The organism is Zunongwangia sp. SCSIO 43204, from assembly GCF_019904275.1.
Taxonomy (GTDB): Bacteria; Bacteroidota; Bacteroidia; order Flavobacteriales; family Flavobacteriaceae; genus Zunongwangia; species Zunongwangia mangrovi.
The window spans coordinates 1,187,994-1,206,277 of the sequence record NZ_CP063204.1; the positions used below are offsets into that span (position 1 = coordinate 1,187,994).

Consider the following 18,284-nt stretch of genomic DNA (forward strand, 5'->3'; position numbering starts at 1 on the left):
TATGTCAGTTTTAGAATCAAAGATACCAGAAGGACCACTTAAAGATAAGTGGACTAAACATAAAAATGATATTAACCTGGTAAACCCTGCCAACAAGCGTAATATCGATATTATCGTTGTAGGTACAGGTCTTGCAGGAGGAGCTGCTGCTGCAACACTTGCAGAATTGGGTTATAATGTAAAGACTTTTTGCTACCAGGATTCTCCAAGACGTGCACACTCTATCGCTGCACAGGGAGGTATAAATGCATCAAAGAATTATCAGGGAGATGGTGACTCAGATTACCGTCTTTTTTATGATACCGTAAAAGGTGGGGATTACCGCTCTAGAGAAGCGAACGTTTATCGTCTTGCTGAGGTATCAGGAAATATTATCGACCAGTGTGTTGCACAAGGTGTTCCTTTTGCACGTGAATACGGTGGTTATTTAGATAACCGTTCTTTTGGTGGGGTTTTGGTTTCCAGAACTTTTTACGCAAAAGGGCAAACTGGTCAGCAATTATTGTTAGGAGCATATTCTGCAATGAACCGCCAAATTAATCGTGGTAAGATCCAAACTTTTAATCGTCACGAGATGATGGATCTTGTGTTGGTTGATGGTAAGGCAAGAGGAATTATCGCCAGAGATATGATTACCGGAGAAATCCAAAGACATTCTGCTCACGCAGTTGTATTGGCATCTGGTGGTTACGGTAATGTATTCTTCCTTTCTACGAACGCTATGGGAAGTAACGTAATGGCAGCATGGAGAGCACACCGTAGAGGTGCTTATTTTGCAAATCCATGTTATACGCAAATTCACCCAACATGTATTCCGGTTTCAGGAGATCATCAGTCTAAACTGACGTTGATGTCTGAATCTTTACGTAATGATGGTCGTATTTGGGTTCCGAAGAAAAAAGAAGATGCAATAGCAATTAGAGAAGGCAAGAAAAAGCCTACCGAACTTTCTGAAGAAGAAAGAGATTATTACTTAGAGCGAAGATATCCTTCATTTGGTAACCTTGTACCTCGTGATGTAGCTTCACGTGCTGCAAAAGAGCGATGTGATGCTGGATTTGGAGTAAATAAAACCGGGCAAGCAGTATTTTTAGATTTTGCTAGCGCAATTAAGCGTTACGGAAAAGAAGCGGCTTTCTCAGCAGGGCAAAAAAATCCTTCTGAAGCAGAAATTATAAAATTAGGTAAGGAAGCAGTAGAGGCTAAATATGGTAACCTTTTCCAAATGTATGAAAAGATCACCGATCAAAACCCTTACGAAACTCCTATGATGATTTTCCCGGCAGTACACTATACGATGGGAGGACTTTGGGTAGATTATAACTTACAAACAACTATTCCTGGATGTTACGCCGCAGGAGAAGCAAACTTCTCAGATCACGGCGCGAACAGATTGGGAGCTTCGGCTTTAATGCAGGGGCTTGCAGATGGTTACTTTGTACTTCCTTATACGATAGGAGACTATCTTTCAGGAGATATTAAAACCGGAAAAATCCCAACAGATTCTCCAGAATTTGAGGCTGCAGAAAAAGATGTTCGTGGTAAGATCGAGCGTTTGATGAATGCAGGCGGAAAATACTCTGTAGATACTTACCATAAAAAATTAGGTAAGATCATGTGGGATAAATGTGGTATGGCACGTAATGAACAAGGTCTTAAAGAAGCTATCGAAGAAATTAAAGCTTTAAGAGAAGATTTTTGGAAGAACGTAAAAGTTACCGGTACCGCAGATAGTAAAAATGCTGAATTAGAAAAAGCAGGTCGTGTGGCCGATTTCCTAGAACTAGGAGAGCTTTTCGCAAAAGATGCATTACATAGAAATGAGTCTTGTGGAGGACACTTTAGAGAAGAGTATCAAACCGAAGAAGGTGAAGCTTTAAGGGACGATGAAAACTTTAGATATGTAGCTGCCTGGGAATACAAAGGACAACCAAGCGATGCTGCTCTTCACAAAGAAGAACTTATTTTCAACAATATCGAATTAAAAACAAGAAGTTATAAATAGATGCAAGTGTTGAGATATGAGCTGTTACAAATTAGCGACTCAAGACTCAATACTCAATACTAAAATCTAAAGAATATGAAACTTACATTAAAAATATGGCGACAAGAAAACGCTAAGTCTGCAGGGAAGATGGTATCTTATCCTATCGACGGTATCGAAGGAGATATGTCTTTTCTTGAAATGTTAGACGTTTTAAATGAAGAGCTTGTTGCTAAAGGAGAAGATCCGGTAGAATTCGATCATGACTGTCGTGAAGGAATTTGCGGTTCTTGTTCATTACAAATTAACGGTGAACCTCACGGTCCAGATAAATTAATAACAACCTGCCAGTTACACATGCGTTCTTTTAATGATGGTGATACAATCGTGATCGAGCCATTTAGAGCCAATGCGTTCCCGGTAGTTAAGGATTTGATCGTAGATAGAACTTCTTTCGATCGTATTCAGCAGGCGGGTGGATATGTTTCTGTAAATACTTCAGGAAACACTATCGATGCCAATAGTATTCCTGTAAATAAGCATGATGCAGACGATTCTTTCGCTGCAGCAACCTGTATTGGTTGTGGTGCGTGTGTTGCAGCTTGTAAGAATGCAAGTGCGATGTTATTTACTTCAGCAAAAGTTTCACAATATGCTTTACTTCCGCAGGGACAGGTAGAAGCTACAGATCGTGTTATGAATATGGTTCGCCAAATGGATCTTGAAGGTTTTGGTAACTGTACAAATACCGGTGCTTGTGAAATTGAGTGTCCTAAAGGAATATCTTTAGAGAATATCGCTCGTATGAACCGTGAATATTTATCTGCAAGTACAAAAGGATAAAAAATATTTTTTCTGAATAGAACTGAATCCCGATTTCTCTTTAGATTTCGGGATTTTTTATGCATCTTATTTAAAAATTTTTATGGCTTTTTCTGAATCCCTTATTTCTAAACTTCCTGCTTCTCCTGAAAATATTTTCTCAAAAATGAGCGGTTTAGCCAATCGTTATAACGCGATAAATATGTCGCAGGGATTTCCTGGTTTTAAAAGCGATGATCGTTTAAAGGAATTGGTTTATAAAGCCATGAAAGATGGGTACAATCAATATGCGCCTTTAGCAGGAATTCCAGAACTACGCGAAGAAATTGTAAAGAAAATTGAAGCGCTTCACGATAAAAAGTATCATCCAGATTCAGAAATTACTTTAACTGCAGGTGCATCTCAGGCTATAAATAGTGCTATTTCAGCCTTTGTTCATCCTGGAGATGAGGTCATTATTTTTAAACCGGCCTACGATATTTATGAGCCGATCGTAAAAATAAATGGCGGAATTCCGGTTCACATTCAGCTTCAGGGAAAAGAATATAAAGTCGATTGGGAGGAAGTAAAAGCTAAGATTAGCGATAAAACAAGGATGATCGTGATCAATACACCACATAATCCCAGTGGAACGATTCTTACTAAAGCAGATATGCTGCAATTAGAAAGCTTGCTCAAAAACACCAATATTATCCTTTTAAGCGACGAGGTGTATGAGCATATTATATTCGATGGTAAAAAGCATCAAAGCGCTTCAGCTTTTCCACAATTGTCTGAAAGAGCAATCGTTTGTGCCTCTTTCGGGAAAACTTTTCATAATACGGGTTGGAAAATGGGCTATTGCGTAGCGCCAGAAGTCTTAATGAAAGAGATTTGGAAATTTCATGAAATCACCGTTTTCTGCGTAAATCATCCTATGCAACGTGCTTTTGCGGAATATCTTAAAGACTCCGAAACTTACTTGAGTTTGCCGAATTTCTATCAGGAAAAAAGAGATTATTTTCTTGAACAGATTAAAGACACCAGGTTTAAAGTTATTCCGTCTGCCGGAACTTATTTTCAGCTTTTGGATTATTCTGAAATTACAAGCGAATCTGATATCCTTTTTGCTGAAAAATTAGTGAAAGAGTATCAACTGGCATCAATCCCGGTGTCGGTTTTCAATATCAATAATCAAGATCTAAAGCAATTGCGTTTTTGTTTCGCTAAGGAAAATGAGACTTTAGATAAAGCAGCTGAAATATTACTCAAAATTGGTTAATTTCGCCTCTCTTTTTTGAGGTCTAGAAATGAAAATCACCATCCAAAATAACCATTTTCAGTTGGCGTGTAGCGGCGTTTCTTATTGGGAAGAGCAAAAAGCTTTGCTGGTGGCCGATGTTCATTTGGGAAAGATCTCTCATTTTAGAAAATACGGCAGCGCGGTGCCACAATCAGCGATTCAGACGAATTTTGATCGTTTAGACGAAGCGGTAACCGAGTTTCAACCGCAGAAAATTATCTTTTTAGGAGATCTTTTTCATAGTGCCTTGAATGCCGAATGGAATTTATTTGAAAACTGGCTTCAAAAGCAGCAAGCTGAAATCATTTTAATTGCCGGGAATCACGATATCATTTCTCCGATTCATTATGAAGAACTAGGAGTGAAAATTTATCAGGAATTACAGATCGAGAACTTTCGTTTAACCCATCATCCTGAAGAAAAAGAAACCGATTTTAATATTTGTGGACATATTCATCCCGGTTATCGATTGGTTGGTTTGGCAAAACAACATTTAAAATTGAAGTGTTTCTTCCGAAGTAAAAATCAATTGATTTTACCCGCTTTTGGTGAATTTACCGGCGCTTTTTTAATGAAACCTGAAGAAAAAGATCAGGTCTTTGTTTGTGCACAATCTGAAGTAATTCGAGTAAACTAAAATTCACTCCATTTTCATACAAAATCAAACTTTAACCTAACACTAACGTTGGTTTAATTCGCTTATAATTAATTTCCAAATTAATTACGTCATCCCGGACTTGATCCGGGATCTCATCTTTCCTGTGGGATTCTGAAACAAGTTCAGAATGACGACTTAGACTAAAAACTATGAAACCAAAATTACTCGCTGTTCTCAATTTTATTTCCGTAGTGATCACACTTTTTGTGAGTTACTATACGCAGGCCGTAAAACTCAACGGAAATACGATGGGAAGCCTAAGTCACGAATATTTCAATTTATTCACGCCGGCAGATTATGCTTTTGCGATCTGGGGAATTATTTACTTGGGATTGCTGGCATTTTCAGGTTATCAAATCTATCAGGCTTTTGGCCCTAAAAAAGATTTACAGTTTCTTCAGCAAACAAAATTCTGGTTCATTTTAGCGAATCTCGCCAATGCCGCCTGGGTTGTGGTTTGGTTATATGAATACACCGGTTTATCGATCTTTTTGATGCTGCTGATACTCTTTTCGCTTATCAAAATCATTCTCAACACCAATATGGAACGCTGGGATGCACCTTTTAAGATCATCGCGTTTAGCTGGTGGCCAATCTGTTTGTATTCGGGTTGGATTGCGGTGGCAACTATCGCTAATATTGCCGCTTATTTAGCCAAGATTGAATGGAATGGAGGTATTTTTTCTGAAGTACAATGGACGATCATTATGATTGTGATTGCTACGATTGTAAATATCGTAATCATCTATGCTCGGAATATGCGTGAGTTCGCTGCCGTCGGAATTTGGGCTTTATTCGCGATCTATATGCGACATTCAGAAGATCAAACATTAATTGCTTACGTTGCTCTTGGTGCTGCAATTTTAATAGGAATTAATTGTGCTTACCACGGTTTCATCAACCGAAAACAAAACCCAATGTATCGAATGATGAACAAGAATTAGATTTTAGACCAGCTTCGCCTTTTTAAAAATAAATAATAAGACTCAAAAGAAAAGAGCCGGGAATCCAGATTGAAAATTTTCAATAAGACGGCCTATCGAAAATTGCTTGTAAAATTGAAAATGAGAGAAGCGTTGAAATTTTAGGCTGTTTGAGCGCAGCGAGTTTCTAAAATTTAGCTTCCGAATGTACAATTTAGAGCAAGGTTCGTAAGCCTAGACTTTTTTGTTTCTTTTTTCGGCAATGGAAAAAAGAAAATGAATGTCAATTGATATATTTATTTAGGAAAAATTGAAAGCTCAAACTAGCAATTACCAACCAAAGTCTATTCTCTAGAATCTAGACTCTCATATCTCATATCTCAATTCTAACAACTCACTACTAAAACCCAAAACCTGATAAATATCATATTTTAAACGGTGGCTACTTTTCATCTTTGGTGATTAAACCTAAAACAAATGAAAAACGCCATATCCCCACATCAATTTCATATTCCGGTGATGGGCATTGCTTACACCATCGATACGCCGGTGAAAGTGGCGCATTTTGGGATAAATTCTTCCATTTCGATTATTGAAGATCACCTTATCGAAAAAATGCGCGAGTATTATTATAAACTCAACAACGAGACTTTTCAACCCATAACCAAAAAAGAACCAAACTTCAGGGCCAAGCGAATTACAGATTATCTTAATTTGATTAGCGCGGAAGTGAAAAAGAAAGTAGAAGAGGTGAAAACCGCTGCTTTTTCAAGCACTTCAGAAATTACCAAGTATTTCGAAATGCTCCCTGAAGTTTCAGAATTAAAGCAGAAATACCTCAAATTTCTTCAGCTTAATGATTCTTCGGAAAAAGAAAATCTGGAATCTGAACTTCGTGAGGAAGTAAAACCCGGTGCGATCGAAGTCAATATTATGACGAAGATCGATAACGACAAGCTCGACGAAAATAAAGAACCGGTAGAGAATGGTTCTGATGCTTTGCAGGCGCTAAAGGGATATGCTGAAAGTGACTTAGAAAATTCAACCTTGGTATTTTCTGCAGGGATGAATCCAAGATTGTTTAATTACCTGTCTTCTTTTAAAACCTTCAGTCCAGATGAAAACGGAAATTTTCAGAAAGCAATTGCTATCAAAGTCAGCGATTATCGTTCGGCTTTGATTCAGGGAAAATACCTTGCAAAACGTGGAATTTGGGTTAGTGAATTTAGAATAGAATCTGGCTTGAATTGCGGCGGACACGCTTTCGCGACCGATGGTTATTTGCTGGGGCCGATTATGGAAGAATTTAAGCAGAAAAAAGACGAATTACAGTCAGAATTAGCTTCTTTATACCGAAGTGCTGTTGCTGAAGAAACCGAAATTTCAGCATTGCCAGAAATTAAGATCACTGTTCAGGGCGGGATTGGTACGTTTGAAGAAGACACTTTGCTGAAAGACTATTTTCAAGCCGATGCAACCGGTTGGGGTTCGCCATTTTTGTTGTGTCCTGAAGCTACAAATGTTGATAAAGAAACCCTCGAAAAACTTCAAAAAGCTAAAGAAAAAGACATTATTTTAAGTCATAGTTCGCCGCTTGGCGTTCGGTTTAATTATTTGAAAGGCGCGAGCGGAGAAGAATTCCGAAGAAAAAATCTTTTGCGCAATAAACCCGGCAGCTCGTGTCCTGAGAAATTGTTAGAATCGAATACCGAATTTACCGAAAAGCCTATTTGTACCGCATCGCATAAATATCAAAAATTAAAACTGAAGCAAATTCAGCATTCAGATTTATCGAATGAAGAAAAAGCGAAGGAAGCCGAGAAATTGTTTCAAAAGGAATGTTTGTGTACCGGTTTGTGCAATAGTGCCGCTAAAAATTATAATTTCAGCTTTGTAAAGAAAATGGATTTTGTGACCGTTTGTCCCGGGCCAAATTTGGCGTATTTAGATGGCGAATATTCTTTACAGGAGCTTACAGATCATATTTATGGGCGAAAAAATGTGTTGGATGGTTACCGCCCGCATATGTTCATTAAAGAGTTGCAGTTGTATATCGATTATTTGGCTGAATTAAAAGAAAGTACCGATTTTTCGAATAAGCGGGAAGCAAAAAAGTTCACGAGATTTACACAAAACCTGGAAGAAGGTATTACTTATTACAAAAACCTTTTCTGCGGAAGGGTAATTAAAGAAGAGCAATTTCTAACCGATCTACTAGTTTGCGAAAGTCAGATTTTAGAAATAACGCATCAGGCGGAAGTGGCTTAATTTGATAGATCGCTATGCTTTAAGACTTGAGATTTTAGATCGGCTTTGCCTTTTAGAAAATAAAATTTGATAATGTGTGAATAAGTTAATTTGAAAATGAATTTTTCAATTGCAATCACATAAATGTCAGGTCGAGTGATTTTAATGCAGCTTTAGCGAAATTAAAATAGTATCGAGATCTGGTTTTTCCGATCATAAATCATTTGTCATATCGAGTGGATTTCAATTGAAATTTGTATCGAGTTATCGTTTCCAACAAATTCTCGATACAATCCCGATGATATCGGGATCACTCGAATTGACAATTTTACGATAGAAAGCTTTTATACTACTTACTGCGACTGTTTACTGCAAACTGAATCACGTCATTCCCTTAATATCATTGCTCCAGGTCGGGTAGGCAAAGATCATTGCTTTTAGATCCTTGCAAGAAAGTCCGCCACACATTGCCATTACAAACATATTGATCATTTCACCGGCTTCCGGGCCAACCAAATGAGCGCCGAGAACCTGTTCGGTTTTTTTGTCTTTGATGACTTTAAAAGCGTAATGTCGATTCGCAATTCGTTTAGAATTAAACCAACTCGGTGCCGATTTGTGATTCACCACATAATCGAAACCTCTTTCTTTGGCTTGCTGTTCTGAGAGTCCTACGGAAGCCACATTTGGTAGCGTAAAAACTACCGAAGGTTGCGGAGGATAATGCGCTTCAGTTTTATTGTATTTCCCTAAAAGATTTGCAGAAACTACTCGTGATTCCTGAGAAGAGAGCGGCGTAAGCGGTAAACCTTCACTGTCTGAAACATCTCCGCAGGCATACACATCTTTATTTGAAGTATTCTGTAAATGTTCGTTGACTGAAATTCCGTTTTTGGTAAATGCAACATTTCCTTTTTCTAAATCTAATTCATCTATCGAAGGAACGCGCCCGGCGGTATTAAAAACCAACTCGGCTTTTGCTGAAACTTCTTCTCCGTCTTTGGTTTCCGCAGTTACGCGAAGATATTTTCGAAGCTTTTCAACCTTGGAAGCTTTCGCATTGAAGATGAATTTAATTCCGATCTTCTCGGAAGCATCAGTAAGATGAGCGACCATATCTTCGTCAAAATTAGATAGCGGTCTTGGTTCTGTATCGATCATTGTGACTTCAACGCCAAGACGTGCGGCGATATGTGCAAATTCCATCCCGATGTAACCGGCGCCGATAAAGATCATTGATTCCGGCAGTTTTTCTAACTCCAGGAAATCATCACTATTCAGCATTAATTCTGCTCCTGGAATTTTAAGTGGCATTGGTTTATTTCCGGTAGCGATCACGATCTTCTTCGCTTTTACCGTTTTTCCTTCTACAGAAAGTGTGTTTTCGTCTAAAAATTTAGGTGACTGGTGATACATTTTGATACCAAGTTCCGCCAGATCTTTTTCGGTTGCAGCGGGAATCGCTTCAGTGAATTTAAGCTTGAATTTTTGTAGATCCTGCCAGTTAACTTCAGGCTTTTTTGAAATTCCCAGTCCCATCATATTTTGGGAACGCTCGATGATTTCTGTAATACCAACCAGAACTTTTTTGGGATCGCAACCTCGATTAGGACAGGTGCCGCCATATTCCCGGTTATCGGCGATAGCGACTTTCCAGCCGGCTTCAGCGCAATCTTTTGCCACACGTTGCCCGGCAGTTCCGGTACCGATTACAAAAACATCAAATTCTTCTATTCCCATATTTTTATTTTTTAGATATTAGATCGCTTTGCTCTTAGTAGTTAGAATTGAGACCGCTTCGCTTTTAGAAATTAGAGCATAGATTTTGTAAATTAATCTTTCGTCATTCCGGGCTTGACCCGGGATCTCATCACTCATATGAGACCCTGAAACGAGTTCAGGGTGACGATCATCTAGTGTAGATTTAATGTATTCTATTTTCTAAAATCTCACATCTAACGTCTCAATTCTAACTACTCACTTTATATATACTTCACAACTCCGCCCTCAACTTTTAGTTTTGCGCCGTTGGTTGCTGAAGAAAGCGGACTCGCAACATAAGCGATCATATTAGCCACCTCCTGCGGATCGGCAAAGCGTTTTAAGATCGATGTTGGTCGGTCGTTTTCAAAGAATTCTTTCTGAAAATCTTCAAAAGATTGATCTTCCGGAACTCCTTCTTCTAAACCTTCGGTTCGTGTTGGTCCCGGTAACACGCTGTTTACGGTTACTCCGGTTCCGGTAGTCAATTCAGCTAAACCTCTGGAAATTGCGAGCATTGCAGTTTTTGTCATTCCGTAGTGAACCATTTCCACAGGGATGTTTAAAGCACTTTCGCTAGAAATGAAGATGATTCTTCCCCATCCTTTTTCCATCATTTTCGGCATTAAAGCTCTCGAAAGTCTTACGCCACTCATTACGTTGATATCGTAAAACTGTTGCCAGTCTTCATCTGTCGTGTCGAAAAACTCTTTGTTAGCAAAGATTCCAACATTATTGATTAGAACATCTACACTCCCAAGTTGTGTGATAAGTGCATCTATTTCTTCAGTTTTGCTGAAATCACAAGCAATCCCGCTTATTTTTTTACTATCAGTTTCTTTTCTAAGTTTTTCTAAAGAAGTATTTACTGAATCCTGAGAGCTACCGTTAATTATAACTTCTGCTCCTTCTAAAGCAATGGTTTTTGCCGCAGCATAACCAATACCTTTTGTTGATCCTGAAATAAATACTTTTTTGTTTTTTAGTTGATAATCCATTTTTTCTTTCTCTTTTTTTATTAGATAGCTTTGGTTTTCGTAGTTAGATTTTAGACCGTTTCGCTTTTAGAATTTAGACTAATAATCTGTCAGTCTAATATCTATTTTCTATATTCTAACCTCTCAATACTCAATTCTAACTACTACTTACTACTACTCTTCTTCACCGCCCAAACTTCATATTCCAGATTTTTTAGTAGAAAAAAGATGAATAGCGCGTACAACATTTGTGTGCCTATCGCACCCCAGTCTTCTTTAAAAGCACAGCCGGTAATGAGCATTATTATAAAAATGGCTGTTGCAGTTAGTGATTTTTTACTGGCAACACCGAAAATGATAAGCAAACCTAAAATCACTTCTATAAAAGGAATCGCGTAAGCTATCATTTCAACTAACGCTAAAGGAAGCATAGTGCCTTTAAAACCCTGTGTGAGTCCGCTGGCAAAAGCTTCCAACTTCGGAATTCGAACAAATCCGTGAAAAAAAAAGTTGATTCCCAAAGTGATTCTGGCGAGCAGAAAAGCGAGTTGGTGGTTAGACATTGCAATTTTTCTTTGAAATTACATTCTTTGAGACGGAATCGCTGTTATGGAAATTGTAAAATATCCAGATGATGTTTTGCTAATTTCTAGTGTAAACTTAGAAGTTAGACTGCTAAAAGTTACTAGAGAATGAATTTTAGACAGAAAAGAAGAGTTATAGGAATTTTAAAGTTAAGTTACAATAAGCTAATTGCTGATAGCTTAAAGCTAATTCATACGTTAAAAATTTCAAAGCCAGTTGTGAAGCTTTTTTTTAGCAATTATCTTTGCGGCAATGAGTACATCTACAATCGCCCAAAGTTTTGCACAATCCCCGCAACAGCAGGAATTGCGGGACGCTATTGCCGTTTCTGAAAAAAACACCGATAAAATTCATCTAAAAGGCCTTGTTGGCTCGTCACTTTCTTATGTGGTAGCCAATGCTTTTAAAGACGCCAAGCGTCCGTTTTTGATGGTTTTAAATGATAAAGAAGAAGCTGCTTATCACTTAAATGATCTCGAGCAGTTAGTTGGCGAGGACAATGTGTTATTCTATCCCGGCAGTTATCGTAGGCCTTACCAGATCGAAGAAACCGATAATGCAAATGTGCTTTTACGCGCCGAAGTTTTAAACCGAATCAATTCGCGTAAAAAACCGGCCGTGATCGTAACCTATCCCGATGCGCTTTTTGAAAAAGTTGTCACGCGAAAGGAACTAGACAGAAGTACGCTAAAGATCAAGGTGAATGACGAACTTTCGATTGATTTTGTAAACGAAGTTTTGTTCGAATACAAATTTAAAAGAGTAGATTTTGTTACAGAACCGGGTGAATTTTCAGTGCGTGGTGGGATTATCGATGTATTTTCTTTTAGTAATGACGAACCCTACCGAATCGAATTTTTTGGTGATGAAGTAGATAGTATTCGAAGTTTCGATGTAGAGTCGCAATTGTCTACCGATAAGGTGAACAAGATTTCGATAATGCCCAATGTCGAGAACAAAAAACTCGATGAGGTTCGAGAGAGTTTTTTAAAATACGTCGCTGATAATACGCTGATATTCGTTAAAAATATCGACCTTTTTTCAGCACAGATCGATAAGCTCTTCAGTAAAGCAGAAGAAGCTTTCGAAAAAATTTCAGGAGAAATTAAACAAAGTGAACCAAAGGAACTTTTTTGTACTTCAGAATTAATCAAAAAGCAACTCCTTGACTTTTCAGTGGCCGAATTAAGCAATCAGGCCTATCTAAAACCGAAGAAGGAGATCGTGTTTTTTGTGACTCCGCAACCTTCGTTCAATAAGCAGTTCGATTTATTGATCAATAATTTAATCGAAAATCAGGAAAACGGATATACCAATTATATTTTCTGCGGAAGCGAACAGCAGGCGAAGCGTTTCCACGATATTTTTAAAGATCAGGAGAAAGAGGTAAAATACAAGACGGTTGTACTTTCGCTTTTTCAGGGATTTATTGATGAGCAGGCAAAAAATGTTTGTTATACAGATCATCAGATCTTTGAGCGTTACCATAAATTCAGCTTAAAAAATGGCTATGCGAAAAAGCAGGCAATAACACTGAAAGAATTGACTAATCTTACAGTTGGCGATTATGTAACGCATATCGATCACGGAATTGGAAAGTTCGGTGGCTTGCAAAAAATAGATGTAGAAGGTAAAAAGCAGGAAGCGATCAAATTGATCTATGGCGAGCGCGATATCTTGTATTTAAGCATTCACTCGCTACATAAGATTTCGAAATATAACGGGAAAGACGGGAAAGAGCCAAAAATCTTTAAACTGGGTAGTAATGCCTGGAAAAACCTGAAGAAAAAGACCAAAGCCCGCGTTAAACATATAGCCTATAATTTAATTGAATTATACGCAAAACGACGTTTGCAGAAAGGTTTTGCTTACGGCCCCGATTCGTATTTGCAGCACGAACTGGAAGCTTCATTTATTTATGAAGACACGCCAGATCAAAGCACCGCGACCGAAGCGGTTAAAAAAGATATGGAAAACGAACGCCCAATGGATCGTTTGGTTTGTGGAGATGTTGGTTTCGGGAAGACAGAGGTTGCGATTCGTGCGGCTTTTAAAGCGGTAGATAACGGCAAACAGGTGGCGGTTTTGGTGCCAACCACGATTTTAGCTTTTCAGCATCATCAAACTTTTTCTGAACGATTAAAAGATTTGCCGGTAACCGTTGATTATTTAAACAGGTTTAGAACTGCTAAAGAACGTCGTGAAACCCTTGCCGATCTTGAAAAAGGAACGGTAGATATTATCATTGGGACGCATCAATTGGTGAACAAGTCGGTTAAATTCAAGGATCTTGGATTGCTAATCGTTGATGAAGAACAAAAATTTGGAGTAGCGGTAAAAGATAAATTGAAAACCATCAAAGAAAATGTAGATACCTTAACCCTTACGGCAACGCCAATTCCGCGTACGCTTCAATTTAGTTTAATGGCAGCGCGAGATTTATCTACGATTACTACGCCTCCGCCAAACCGTTACCCGATCGAATCGAACGTGATTCGTTTTTCCGAAGAAACCATTCGGGATGCAGTTTTATATGAAATTCAGCGTGGTGGACAGGTTTTCTTTATTCATAACCGAATTGAAAATATTAAGGAAGTTGCCGGGATGATTCAGCGTTTGGTTCCTGATGCAAAAGTGGGCATTGGTCACGGCCAGATGGATGGGAAGAAATTGGAGAAATTGATGCTGAGTTTTATTAATGGGGAATTTGACGTTTTGGTTTCAACCACAATTATTGAAAGTGGATTAGATGTCACTAATGCGAACACCATTTTTATTAATAATGCGAATAATTTCGGACTATCAGATCTGCACCAAATGCGTGGTCGGGTAGGGCGAAGCAACAAAAAAGCGTTCTGTTATTTTATCACGCCGCCATATTCTGCGATGACTGAAGAAGCGCGTAAGCGAATGACGGCGCTGGAGCAGTTTTCAGACTTGGGAAGTGGTTTCAATATTGCGATGAAAGATTTAGAAATTCGTGGTGCTGGAGATCTTTTAGGCGGTGAACAAAGCGGATTTATCAATGAAATTGGTTTTGATACTTATCAAAAAATCCTAAGTGAAGCGATCGAAGAGTTGAAGGAAAACGAGTTTAAAGACCTGTATGCCGATCAAGAAAATGCTGAAGAAAAAGATTACGTAAAAGAGACGCAGATCGATACCGATTTTGAAATTCTGTTCCCAGATGATTATATCAATAATATCGCAGAACGACTGAATTTATATACTAAGCTGAACGAGCTTAAAACTGAAGAAGAGTTAGAGAAATATGAAGCTGAATTAGTCGATCGTTTTGGAGAATTACCGGTTCCAGCCGTTGATTTGCTGAATAGCGTTCGTATAAAATGGATCGCTTCGAAAATCGGACTCGAAAAGATCATTATGAAACAAAATAAACTGATTGGTTATTTTATTGCCGATCAGCAATCGAGTTTCTACCAAACTAATACGTTTACTAAAGTCTTGCAATACGTGCAAACGCATCCTAATGCCTGCAAGATGAAGGAAAAGAAAACCCGAAACGGTTTACGATTATTGCTGACTTTTGAAAGAATTAATTCTATCGAAAAAGCTTTAAAGGCCTTACAGCCTCTGGATTTTAGAAAGAAAACTGCTGAGGTGGAAGCTTAGATTTTTCTTGGAAAATAAAAATTAAACCTCACAGGTTTCCAAAACCTGTGAGGTTTTTAATCTTAAATCTAAGGTCTGACATCTAACATCTAAAACATCAAATCTCATATTTAAACTCAAACCCGATTTTATCTAAATTCTTCGAAGAAATTATTTTCCCTTTAGAAGGTCGATTTTGGTCATATTCTGGGGCTTTTATATTTCTTGATTTCGCTTCTTTGGTGTAGTATTCAGATTTTTTAGGATGTTCGGGATAGGCGGCATTAAAAACAGTCCCGAATTCATCATTTTCGATGATTTTGGATAATAATTCGATGCAATCTTCACGCTGAATCAAATTTGCCGGTGCATCTGCATTTTTAAGTCCGCTTTTATTACTTAGCATCGTTACCGGATGGCGATCTTTGCTAATTAAACCTCCAAATCTTACGATCGTCGCATCAAAATTAGGATTATCGATCAATAAATTTTCGCAGGCGATAAGTTGTTTTGCAGCTGCAGATGTTCCGTTGGGGTTGCTTTCTTCAGTATATTCAGGGAAGCTTTCCTGATCCTCAAAAACACTCGTAGAACTAACGAATATTAACTTTTGAATACCAGATTTTTCGATAAACGAGATGATATTGGTGATTTTTCCGGTAAAATCTGCTTCTGGATTTCTTCGTAGCCCAGGCGGAATATCAATGATCAAAATATCTGAATTCGATAAAAAGGAGCTCATGTCACCCTGCACTCCGTTATCGTAAAGTTCTAGTTTATATGGGGTAATTCCTTCTGAAGAAAGTTCTTGCATTTTACTGGCTGTGGTGGTAGATCCTTTTACAGAATAACCGTCTTCGACCAGCTTTTTTGCCAGTGGAAAACCTAACCATCCACATCCTAATATTGAGATTTGCATATTTTTTATTTTAAGATTAGAGAACGCTTCGCTGTTAGATGTTAGAATTTAGACTTGTTGGCAGTTTCCGGTTCACGATTTTTTGATCTGTCTAAAAGCTTTCAGCAGTCAGCGATTAGTCGAATTCAAAATTCAGCATTTAAAATTCAACATCTTTATTTTTGAAACTGCTCACTGCGACTGCCTACTGATTCAACTTAATCTTTTTCTTGTAGATCACTGCATCGTTTAAAACAAAAGGTTTTGGCATCATGTTTTCTGCTCGTTTTGGGACGTTTAGTTCTTCATTTTCCAAAAGATCGTAGCTAGATTCGTATAAAATGAATTCGGCCGACTTGGATTTGTCTAAACTGAAATTCATTCGCAGCGTGTCTTTGCTGGAAATGTAATAACTTAATAGTCGGTTGCGCCATCTTCTGGTAAACATATTAAAGGATTCTTCACCGAGCTTTACATCTTCAGGAGTTCTTCCGTTAACTTCAAATTTGCTGAAATCTGTTAAGTTTTCAGTGTAAATTTCCATGCGTTTTGCGTCTCGATTTGGTGCGATTTTTAACGAATATTGAAATTCGTTAGTTGTGCTATCAATTTTTTGAAGGATGATCCCGGGTGCGTCGATATTGACCGTTGGCGCATCACTTCGCCAGGTAAAACCAGAATTATATTTACTGCTGAATTTTGCTTCAATGTTATTTAATTTCACCGGTTCTTCTCCAAAATATTGCGCGGTCCATTCGTCGATCATGCTGTCGTAAGAAAACCAATTGGCTTTATCTTCATCGGCATCAAATAAATACACTAAGCTGTTGGGTTTAGGTTTTTCTGAAGTGAATTCTGAAGTAAAATGCGCATAAAACATAAACACATTGAAGCCAATAAACAGCAACACAGCGAGCAGATCTTTTTTACTGAAATATCCGAAAACGGGTAAAAACAGCGTAAATAATAAAATGCTTAAAATTGCTGCAACAAAAAGGATTTTTAGTCCCAAAGCCACCGGAAACATTTGTATAAATGGAAATAGAATAAATAATGCCGGGAGGCTAAAAACTGTGTTTAAAATCAAATTTGGTTGCTTTTGACGTAGCATTAAAAACAATTGGATAATGCCAAAATAAGCCGGAATGATAAAATAGGCCGCACCTTTTAAACCAAAAGCGAGTAAGCTGCAAATAAGTATCCAGAAAAATAGCGGAGCTACAAATTGGGAGGCTGTATGCTCTTCAGAATAAAACTTGTGATACACAAAAAATGCCACCGTTAAACTTAACAATATCGCTGCAGTGATATAACTATAGCCGTTATAGGTGAAGCCATGTAGCATTTCGGAATATTCGGGATAGATGTAAAGACAGAATTTCCAAAGTCCAAAAACTAAAAGTCCGCCAATGGTAAGACTCAAAAAATAAGGAACAAAACCTTTGAATATCGTTTTAATATCGAGTTGTTTTTTAGAGATCCCAAACCCAACAACAATAAAAAATAAAAGGAATGCCAGAATGAGCATTGGGGTGATCCAGCTAAAAGGATAGGTAATAAACTGCCCGAACGGTAAATTAAAATATAAAAGATCCTGATCTGAGTTTAGTTGATTTAGATCTGCATTTTTAAAATAATGGAGTAGCGGCATTAAGTAATCGCCCTGGTGTGCCAGCGTTTGAAGATCTAAGTTTTTAGGAACGTCATTCGCAGTATGGTAATCGAAATGATCTCCAATAAATGCAAAGTTGAAGCCGTTAATGTTTCCAAATTCTCTAAGAACCGTAAGATCGGTATCGTTTGGTAAAAGTTTATAAACACTATAGGCTAAAGAATTTGTGGTAGGGAAAGGAACGTTAGCTGCCTTAAAAGCTTTAATAAGTTTGCCGTTTCCGGCATTGGTTTCTAACAGCATAAAAGAACTTCCACCGCTACCACGCGCTTCAAAATTTAAAGCAAGTTTAGCGTCTTTCGCCCAGGGATGTTCTTTGATAAACAGCTCAGCTCCCATAAGTCCGATTTCTTCAGCATCAGTAAATAAGATGATAATATCGTCATCAGGAGTATTTCCTTCAGCAATAAAAGCGCGTAAGCCTTCAAGAATTGTAGCGACTCCGCTACCGGCATCACTGGCGCCATGCGAAGAATGTGGCTGGCTGTCGTAATGAGACATTAGAACGAGTGCGTCTCCATTGCCATTTCCTTCAATTCGGGTTAAAATATTTTGTGGTCGGCTAAGAATTGCAGCATCATTTAAAACAAAATCCTCTTGGGTTTGTACTTCTAAGCCTAGATTTTGCAGCTCGTTAACGATATAATTTCTTACAGAGCTATGTGCGGCACTTCCTAAATAGTGTGGTGATTCCCCAACTTTCTCTACGTGCTGAAACGCCCTGTTTACTGAAAATTCATTTTCTGGAACTTCTTCTTGAATATCTGATGGCTTAAGGCTGTAAAAGCTTAGCCAGCAACTAAAACTAATAAGAAGTAAAGCAATTAAAGCTTGTAAATTTTTAGACATTAATGCGCATTTAA

12 protein-coding genes are annotated in these 18,284 nt (G+C 38.0%); 7 read left to right on the forward strand and 5 right to left on the reverse strand.

Annotation, left to right across the window (positions count from 1 at the left end; translation table 11 throughout):
- Position 1 precedes the first annotated feature (1 nt).
- The 6 genes from INR75_RS05305 (at position 2) to INR75_RS05330 (ending at position 7,937) form a co-directional block, all read left to right on the forward strand.
- Positions 2-2,005, forward strand: a complete 2,004-nt coding sequence (locus tag INR75_RS05305; RefSeq protein ID WP_092539970.1) for a fumarate reductase/succinate dehydrogenase flavoprotein subunit — start codon at positions 2-4, stop codon at positions 2,003-2,005.
- 75 nt (positions 2,006-2,080) lie between these two features.
- Positions 2,081-2,827: a succinate dehydrogenase/fumarate reductase iron-sulfur subunit gene (locus tag INR75_RS05310; protein WP_223091072.1), complete on the forward strand. Its 747-nt coding sequence runs from the start codon at positions 2,081-2,083 to the stop codon at positions 2,825-2,827.
- Positions 2,828-2,909: 82 nt separating this feature from the next.
- Positions 2,910-4,067 carry a methionine aminotransferase gene (locus tag INR75_RS05315; protein WP_223091073.1) on the forward strand — a complete coding sequence of 386 codons (1,158 nt, stop codon included), beginning with the start codon at positions 2,910-2,912 and terminating at the stop codon, positions 4,065-4,067.
- A gap of 28 nt (positions 4,068-4,095) precedes the next feature.
- Positions 4,096-4,725, forward strand: a complete 630-nt coding sequence (gene pdeM / locus INR75_RS05320) for a ligase-associated DNA damage response endonuclease PdeM (RefSeq protein ID WP_223091074.1) — start codon at positions 4,096-4,098, stop codon at positions 4,723-4,725.
- 170 nt (positions 4,726-4,895) lie between these two features.
- Positions 4,896-5,690 (forward strand): tryptophan-rich sensory protein, encoded by a 795-nt coding sequence (locus INR75_RS05325; RefSeq protein ID WP_223091075.1) that lies wholly within the window; start codon positions 4,896-4,898, stop codon positions 5,688-5,690.
- A gap of 456 nt (positions 5,691-6,146) precedes the next feature.
- Positions 6,147-7,937: a hypothetical protein gene (locus tag INR75_RS05330; protein WP_223091076.1), complete on the forward strand. Its 1,791-nt coding sequence runs from the start codon at positions 6,147-6,149 to the stop codon at positions 7,935-7,937.
- Positions 7,938-8,297: 360 nt separating this feature from the next.
- Here the strand turns inward: INR75_RS05330 and INR75_RS05335 are convergent, their stop codons facing one another.
- The 3 genes from INR75_RS05335 to INR75_RS05345 form a co-directional block, all read right to left on the reverse strand.
- Positions 8,298-9,656, reverse strand: a complete 1,359-nt coding sequence (locus tag INR75_RS05335) for an NAD(P)/FAD-dependent oxidoreductase (protein ID WP_223091077.1) — start codon at positions 9,654-9,656, stop codon at positions 8,298-8,300.
- A gap of 242 nt (positions 9,657-9,898) precedes the next feature.
- Positions 9,899-10,675 carry an SDR family NAD(P)-dependent oxidoreductase gene (locus INR75_RS05340; protein ID WP_092539976.1) on the reverse strand — a complete coding sequence of 259 codons (777 nt, stop codon included), beginning with the start codon at positions 10,673-10,675 and terminating at the stop codon, positions 9,899-9,901.
- Between the two features lie 143 nt (positions 10,676-10,818).
- A complete protein-coding gene (locus tag INR75_RS05345; RefSeq protein ID WP_223091078.1) occupies positions 10,819-11,217 on the reverse strand; it encodes a DoxX family protein in 399 nt (132 codons plus the stop codon).
- Positions 11,218-11,491: 274 nt separating this feature from the next.
- On the opposite strand from INR75_RS05345, the gene mfd reads away from it, so the two are divergent.
- On the forward strand, positions 11,492-14,872 hold the full coding sequence (gene mfd, locus INR75_RS05350) for a transcription-repair coupling factor (RefSeq protein ID WP_223091079.1): 3,381 nt from the start codon (positions 11,492-11,494) through the stop codon (positions 14,870-14,872).
- Positions 14,873-14,969: 97 nt separating this feature from the next.
- On the opposite strand, the gene INR75_RS05355 is transcribed toward mfd, so the two are convergent.
- The gene (locus INR75_RS05355; RefSeq protein ID WP_223091080.1) at positions 14,970-15,770 is read right to left on the reverse strand and encodes an NAD(P)H-binding protein; all 801 of its coding nucleotides are present in this window, start codon (positions 15,768-15,770) and stop codon (positions 14,970-14,972) included.
- A gap of 184 nt (positions 15,771-15,954) precedes the next feature.
- A complete protein-coding gene (locus tag INR75_RS05360; protein WP_223091081.1) occupies positions 15,955-18,270 on the reverse strand; it encodes a M20/M25/M40 family metallo-hydrolase in 2,316 nt (771 codons plus the stop codon).
- Between the last annotated feature and the right edge of the window lie 14 nt (positions 18,271-18,284).

Coding starts and splice junctions, on each gene's coding strand:
- INR75_RS05355 (WP_223091080.1), bottom strand. CDS start 15,770: ATGCAAATCTCAATATTAGGATGTGGATGGTTAGGTTTTCCACTGGCA.
- INR75_RS05305 (WP_092539970.1), top strand. CDS start 2: ATGTCAGTTTTAGAATCAAAGATACCAGAAGGACCACTTAAAGATAAG.
- INR75_RS05345 (WP_223091078.1), bottom strand. CDS start 11,217: ATGTCTAACCACCAACTCGCTTTTCTGCTCGCCAGAATCACTTTGGGA.
- mfd (WP_223091079.1), top strand. CDS start 11,492: ATGAGTACATCTACAATCGCCCAAAGTTTTGCACAATCCCCGCAACAG.
- INR75_RS05310 (WP_223091072.1), top strand. CDS start 2,081: ATGAAACTTACATTAAAAATATGGCGACAAGAAAACGCTAAGTCTGCA.
- INR75_RS05315 (WP_223091073.1), top strand. CDS start 2,910: ATGGCTTTTTCTGAATCCCTTATTTCTAAACTTCCTGCTTCTCCTGAA.
- INR75_RS05325 (WP_223091075.1), top strand. CDS start 4,896: ATGAAACCAAAATTACTCGCTGTTCTCAATTTTATTTCCGTAGTGATC.
- INR75_RS05330 (WP_223091076.1), top strand. CDS start 6,147: ATGAAAAACGCCATATCCCCACATCAATTTCATATTCCGGTGATGGGC.
- INR75_RS05335 (WP_223091077.1), bottom strand. CDS start 9,656: ATGGGAATAGAAGAATTTGATGTTTTTGTAATCGGTACCGGAACTGCC.
- pdeM (WP_223091074.1), top strand. CDS start 4,096: ATGAAAATCACCATCCAAAATAACCATTTTCAGTTGGCGTGTAGCGGC.
- INR75_RS05340 (WP_092539976.1), bottom strand. CDS start 10,675: ATGGATTATCAACTAAAAAACAAAAAAGTATTTATTTCAGGATCAACA.
- INR75_RS05360 (WP_223091081.1), bottom strand. CDS start 18,270: ATGTCTAAAAATTTACAAGCTTTAATTGCTTTACTTCTTATTAGTTTT.